The organism is Nocardioides sp. (assembly GCF_034670285.1).
Taxonomy (GTDB): domain Bacteria; phylum Actinomycetota; class Actinomycetes; order Propionibacteriales; family Nocardioidaceae; genus Nocardioides.
On the sequence record NZ_JAXMNS010000245.1, the window covers coordinates 1 to 5,815 of the forward strand.

Here is a 5,815-nt window from a genome sequence, read left to right on the forward strand (position 1 = left end):
GACTCGGGGTGCGGTCCTGATCGTCCTCTGAGGCCATGGGGTCAGTCTCCCACGCCGCACAACGAGAAACCCCCGCTCGCACGAAGCGGAGCGGGGGTTGCCCACCCGGGGAGACCCCGGGGTTTGAGTGTCGGGCTGACAGGATTTGAACCTGCGGCCTCGTCGTCCCGAACGACGCGCGCTACCAAGCTGCGCCACAGCCCGAAAAGGGCCGACCGTGGTCGGCTCACTCGCTGGCGAGCATACCGGAGCCGTTCGGGCCCCTCCCAATCGGTGTCGCCCCCTCGGTGTCTACGAGCCGGGTGTCTGGGCCTGGCGCGGCACCAGTGTGAGCAGCGTGGCTTCAGGTCGGCAGGCGATCCGCACTCGCACGTAGGGGTTGGTGCCGAGTCCGGCCGAGACGTGCAACCAGGCCGAGCCCGGGTCGCCGGGGCGGGAGTCGGCGGGGTGCCGGTGCAGCCCGCGGGCGCGTGCGGGCTCGAGGTCGCAGTTGGTCGCCAGGGCCCGGCCGCCGGGCAGGCAGACCTGGCCGCCGTGGGTGTGCCCGGCCAGGACGGCGTCGTAGCCGTCGGCGGCGTACTGGTCGAGCACCCGCAGGTAGGGCGCGTGCGCGAGCCCGAGTCGTACGTCGGCGTCGGGGTCGGCCGGACCGGCGACGAGGTCGAGCCGGTCGTAGGTCAGGTGCGGGTCGTCGACGCCGGCGAAGGAGAACCGCACGTCGCGCACGGTGATCGTGTCGCGGCGGTTGGTGAGGTCGCGCCAGCCGGCCTGCCCGAAGCGGCTGCTGAGCTCGCGCCACGGCAGCTCGGGCGAGGCGGTGTGCCGGGTGCCGTTGTCGGGCAGCAGGTAGCGCAAGGGATTGCGCATCGTCGGCTCGAAGTAGTCGTTGGAGCCGTGGACGAAGACGCCCGGCACGTCGAGGAGCGGGCCGAGGGCGTCGCACACCGCCGGCACGGCCTCGCGGTGCGCCAGGTTGTCGCCGGTGTCGACGACCAGGTCGGGCGCGAGCGTGGCGAGCTCGCGGATCCAGGCGAGCTTGCGGGTCTGGGCGGGGGTGACGTGCAGGTCGCTGAAGTGCAGGACCTTCAGCGGACGCGCCCCGACGGGTAGCACGGGCAGGTCGACGCGACGCAGCGTGTAGCGGCGGGCCTCGCAGAGGCCGTAGCCCGTGAGCGCCGCGCCGCCCACGACAGCGGCCCCGGCCGCGGCGGCGACAAAGCGTGCAGGACTCATGCCGCCAGGCTGTCACAATGGCGCACATGAGCACCCTCAAGGACCGACTGCGCGCTGACCTGACGACCTCGATGAAGGCCCGCGACGAGATGCGCTCGGGCACGCTGCGCATGGTGCTCAGCGCCATCACCAACGCCGAGGTCGCCGGCAAGCAGGCTCGCGAGCTCACCGACGACGACGTGATCGGCGTGCTCACCAGCGAGGCCAAGAAGCGTCGCGAGGCTGCCACCGCCTTCGAGGACGGCGGCCGCCTCGAGAGCGCGGCCAAGGAGGTCGCCGAGGCCGCGATCATCGCCGACTACCTGCCCGAGCAGCTGAGCGACGACGACGTCGCCGCCATCGTCACCGCCGCAGTGGCTCAGGCCGGTGCTGCGGGCGAGGGCATGAAGGCGATGGGCAAGGTCATGGGTCTCGTCCAGCCCCAGGTCAAGGGCCGGGCCGACGGCGGAGCGGTCGCCGCGGAGGTACGCCGCCAGCTGGGCTGAGCGGGCTCAGCCGCGCCCGTTGTTGCCGTTGTTCCCGTTGTTGGACGGCGCGGGTGCCGGTGAGGACGACGGCGACGGGGCGGGCGCGCGAGCCACCTCTTCACCGGCACCGACGATCGTCGAGGGGTAGACGAAGGGCACGTTCTCGAGTCGGTCGTCGGAGACCTTCATCGCGTTGCCCCAGATCGGTGCGGCGTCTCCGGAGCCGGAGGCCCCGAAGATCGTGCTGCCGCCGACCGAGACCCCCTCGAGCGAGATCGGCGTGCCGAACTCGTTGGCCCCGGCGATCATCGCAGCGGCAGCCATGTTGGGCGTGTAGCCGACGAACCACACCGACTTGCCGCTGCTGGTCGTACCGGTCTTGCCCGCTGCGGGCTGGTCGAGGGCCTGGGCGCTGGCGAAACCACCCTCGATGACGCCGCGCAGGACGTCGCTGACGGCATCGGCCGTGCTCTGCTGCATGACCTGCTCGCACTGCTTGGGGTAGGTCTTCAGCACGTTGCCACCCGCGTCGGCGATCTGGGTCACCGGGCGCGACTCGCAGTGCAGGCCGCGGGCCGCGAACGTGGCGTAGGCCTCGGCCATCTCGAGCGGGCTGACGTCGGCCACACCGAGGGTGAAGGTCGGGACGAGCTCGGGCTGGCCACGCTTGCCCTTCGGGTCGGTGAGCTGCACGCCCATCGCCTTGGCGAGCTGGAAGGGCTTGCAGACCCCGGTGTCGCGCTCGAGCTGCATGTAGAAGGTGTTCACCGACTCACGCGTGCCGGAGTACAGGTTCTTGAAGCCGCTGGTCGTGGAGTTGCCGATGTCGAACGGACCGACGAACGACGGCTCGCCGGGACAGTTGGCGAAGTCGGCGCTGTCGAAGGTCATCGAGGGCGGCGAGTTGTAGGTGCGGTTGAGCGGGATGCCCTGCTCGAGAGCGGAGGCGAGGACGAACGGCTTGAACGTCGAGCCGGCCTGGAAGCCGTTGGAGTCGCCGTACTGGCTCGGGACGATGTAGTTCAAGAAGGTGAAGCCGTCCTTCTTGTTGCGGCCCATCGGGCGCGACTGCGCGATCGCGCGTACCTCGCCGGTGCCGGGCTCGACCATCGCGAGGGCGCCGATCGCCCGGTCGTTGCGGAAGACCCGGGCCGCGACCGAGGCGTCGGCCGCACGCTGGTCGACCAGGTCGACCGTGGTCTTGATCGTCAGGCCGCCCGAGAGCAGCAGACGGTTGCGCTCCTCGAGGTCGGCACCGAGGGACTTGTCGGCGCGGAGGTACTCCAGCACGTAGGCGCAGAAGAATGGCGCCGCGCTGTTGACGCACCCGTTGTTGTTGGGCTGGACGTCGAGCCCTAGGCCGCGGTCCTTGACCTGGTCGGCCTTCTTCTGGCTGATCACGTTGAGCTCGGCCATCTTGTTGAGCACGACGTTGCGGCGCACGATCGCCCGGTCGGGGTAGTCGGTCGGGTCGAACGCGCTCGGGTTCTGCACCAGTCCGGCGAGGATGGCCGACTGGTTGAGGTTGAGCTTCTTGGCGTTGACGTTGAAGTAGTGCTTCGCCGCTGCCTGGACGCCGTATGCGCCGTCGCCGAAGTAGACGATGTTGAGGTAGCGCTCGAGGATCCAGTCCTTGGAGTGGCGGTTCTCCAGGGCGATCGCGTAGCGCAGCTCCTTGAGCTTGCGGGCGTAGGTGTCGTCGGTGGCCGCGGCGAGCTGCTCGGGGTCGTCACCGGCCTGCTGCAGCAGGGTCTGCTTGACCAGCTGCTGGCTCAACGTCGAGCCACCCTGGACGACCCCGCTCGCGGCGGCGTTGGTGAAGAAGGCGCGCATGGTGCCCTTGAAGTCGAGGGCGCCGTGCTCGTAGAAGCGGTAGTCCTCGATCGAGACGAGCGCCTTGACCATCCGTCGGTTGATCTGGTTGAGCGAGACGTTCACGCGGTTCTCGTCGAAGATCGAGGCGATCGTGTTGCCGTCCTTGTCGACGATCGTCGTCTTCTGGGCGAGCTCCTCGGTCTCGAGCTCCTGCGGCAGGTTGTCGATGCTGTCGGCCGTGGTGCTCGCCGCGAAGCCGAGCACGCCGGCGAACGGGATCGCCAGGCCGGCCACGACGACTCCGAGGATCGCCGAGACCACCACCATCACACCGAGGTGGGACAGGACCGTGGTGGCGTGCGGGCGCTCGTCAAGGGGTCGGGACACGCCCTTCAATGTACGTGAGACGTGGGCGTAGAGCCGATTTCGACGCCCCGCGAGCAGGGGCGCCGCCTGCGGCCCCACCGATGCGTGACCCGGTCGGTCTAGTCATTTGTGACTAGGAAAGTTGGGTCGAATGAGTCTGTTGCAAAGTCCGTGAAGTCTTTACCTTTTTCTCAAGGGAAACTTCCGACGCCAGTGCCGCGAAGGTGCTAGGCCCGATCGGACCGATGTGGGGACATCAACTATGTCTATGTGGGTAGAGGACTGGGCGCCACGCGCCGCATGCAAGGCCGAGAAGCCCGACGAGCTCTTCGTCCGTGGCGCCGAGCAGAACAAGGCCAAGCAGCTGTGCTCCGGCTGTCCCGTCCGCACCGAGTGCCTCGCCGAAGCCCTCGACAACCAGATCGAGTGGGGTGTCTGGGGTGGCATGACCGAGCGTGAGCGCCGTGCGCTGCTCCGTCGTCGTCCGGCCGCCTCGTGGCGCACCGTGCTGATGAACGCCAAGAAGGACTCCACCTCGGAGGCCGCCGCGTCGCCCTCGACCCCGAAGGTCACCGTCTGACGGACCCCCGGGTCAGTCCCGGTCGGAGAGCGACAGCAGCTCACCGATCCGGCGCAGGCCGTCGAGGTCGTGCACGTCCGTCGGCAGCGCCGGCACCAAGGTCGTGGCCACCTGCGGGTGGGCACGCGCGAAGCGCTTGCGCAGAGCACGCTCGCGCTCGACCAGCCGGGTCTGGTCGGCGTGCAGTCGCAGCAGCCCGGCGGTGAGCGACGAGGAGTCGTGGGCTCGGAGCCGGTCGGCTGCTGCCATCGCCTCGTCCGCCGAGAGCTCGCCCTCGGGCACCGGGCTCGACCGGTTGATCACCAGACCGGCCAGCGGCATCCGGTCCTCGCTGAGCCGCTCGACGAAGTACGCCGCCTCGCGCAGCGCGTCCGGCTCGGGTGAGGCCACGACGATGAAGGCCGTGCCGTCGGCCTGGAGCAGCGCGTGGGTCCGCGCGGCCCGCTGACGGAAGCCGCCGAAGACCGTGTCGATCGCGGTCACGAAGGTCTGCAGGTCGCGCAGCACCTGGGCGCCCAGGATCCGGGTGAGCGCATTGGTGACGAGTCCGAAGCCGGCGCTCAGCAGGCGGGCCGGCCCCTTCGCGGGAGCGAGCATGAGCTTGATGAACCGGCCGTCGAGGAAGCGCGAGAGCCGCTCCGGTGCGTCGAGGAAGTCCAGGGCCGAGCGTGACGGTGGGGTGTCGACGACGATGAGGTCGTAGGTGCCGTCGCGTTGCGCATCCGCGCGGATCTGGCCCAGCTTCTCCATCGCCATGTACTCCTGCGTGCCCGCGAACGAGCTCGACAGGGTGATGTAGAAGGGGTTCTCGAGGATCGCCTTCGCCTTCTCGGGAGTGGCCTGCGCCTCGACGACCTCGTCGAAGGTCCGCTTCATGTCGAGCATCATCGCGTCCAGCGAGCCACCGGCGGTCGCGTCGACGTCGGTGACCGGTCGCGGCGTGTTGTCGAGGGCCTCGATGCCCATCGCCTGGGCCAGGCGGCGTGCCGGGTCGATCGTCAGCACCACCACACGACGTCCCCGCTCGGCTGCTCGCAGCGCGAGGGCGGCCGACGTCGTGGTCTTGCCGACGCCGCCGGAGCCGCAGCACACGATGATCCCGACGTTGCGGTCGTCGATCAGGGCGTCGAGGTCGAGGGGGTCGGCGGCGGGGCCGCTCGGGCCGACCCGGGTGGTGCGCGTGGCTGCCATGTCAGGCCATCCCCTGCTCGCGAAGGTGTCCGGCCAGCTCGTAGAGCGCGCCGAGGTCGACGCCGGTCGGCAGTCGCGGCAGCTCGTACGTCGGCACGCCGAGGTCGGCGACCAGGGCGCGCTGCGCGGTCTCGAGCGCGCGCCGCTCGGCGTGGTCGCGGCC

5 protein-coding genes and 1 tRNA gene are annotated in these 5,815 nt (G+C 69.9%); 2 read left to right on the forward strand and 4 right to left on the reverse strand.

The window, feature by feature from the left end:
* Positions 1–130: 130 nt before the first annotated feature.
* Together VOI19_RS12705 and VOI19_RS12710 are read right to left on the reverse strand one after the other, a co-directional pair.
* A tRNA-Pro gene (locus VOI19_RS12705) sits at positions 131–204 on the reverse strand.
* Positions 205–291: 87 nt separating this feature from the next.
* Positions 292–1,233, reverse strand: coding sequence for a metallophosphoesterase (locus VOI19_RS12710; RefSeq protein ID WP_323793330.1), 942 nt, complete (start codon positions 1,231–1,233; stop codon positions 292–294).
* A gap of 26 nt (positions 1,234–1,259) precedes the next feature.
* Between VOI19_RS12710 and VOI19_RS12715 the strand changes: the two genes are divergently transcribed.
* Positions 1,260–1,718, forward strand: coding sequence for a GatB/YqeY domain-containing protein (locus VOI19_RS12715; RefSeq protein ID WP_323793331.1), 459 nt, complete (start codon positions 1,260–1,262; stop codon positions 1,716–1,718).
* A 6-nt stretch (positions 1,719–1,724) separates the two neighbouring features.
* On the opposite strand, the gene VOI19_RS12720 is transcribed toward VOI19_RS12715, so the two are convergent.
* Complete coding sequence (locus tag VOI19_RS12720) at positions 1,725–3,902, reverse strand: transglycosylase domain-containing protein (RefSeq protein ID WP_323793332.1); 2,178 nt, start codon at positions 3,900–3,902, stop codon at positions 1,725–1,727.
* Between the two features lie 247 nt (positions 3,903–4,149).
* Between VOI19_RS12720 and VOI19_RS12725 the strand changes: the two genes are divergently transcribed.
* Positions 4,150–4,461, forward strand: a complete 312-nt coding sequence (locus VOI19_RS12725; protein WP_323793333.1) for a WhiB family transcriptional regulator — start codon at positions 4,150–4,152, stop codon at positions 4,459–4,461.
* A 12-nt stretch (positions 4,462–4,473) separates the two neighbouring features.
* On the opposite strand, the gene VOI19_RS12730 is transcribed toward VOI19_RS12725, so the two are convergent.
* Positions 4,474–5,652, reverse strand: coding sequence for an ArsA family ATPase (locus tag VOI19_RS12730; RefSeq protein ID WP_323793334.1), 1,179 nt, complete (start codon positions 5,650–5,652; stop codon positions 4,474–4,476).
* Between the last annotated feature and the right edge of the window lie 163 nt (positions 5,653–5,815).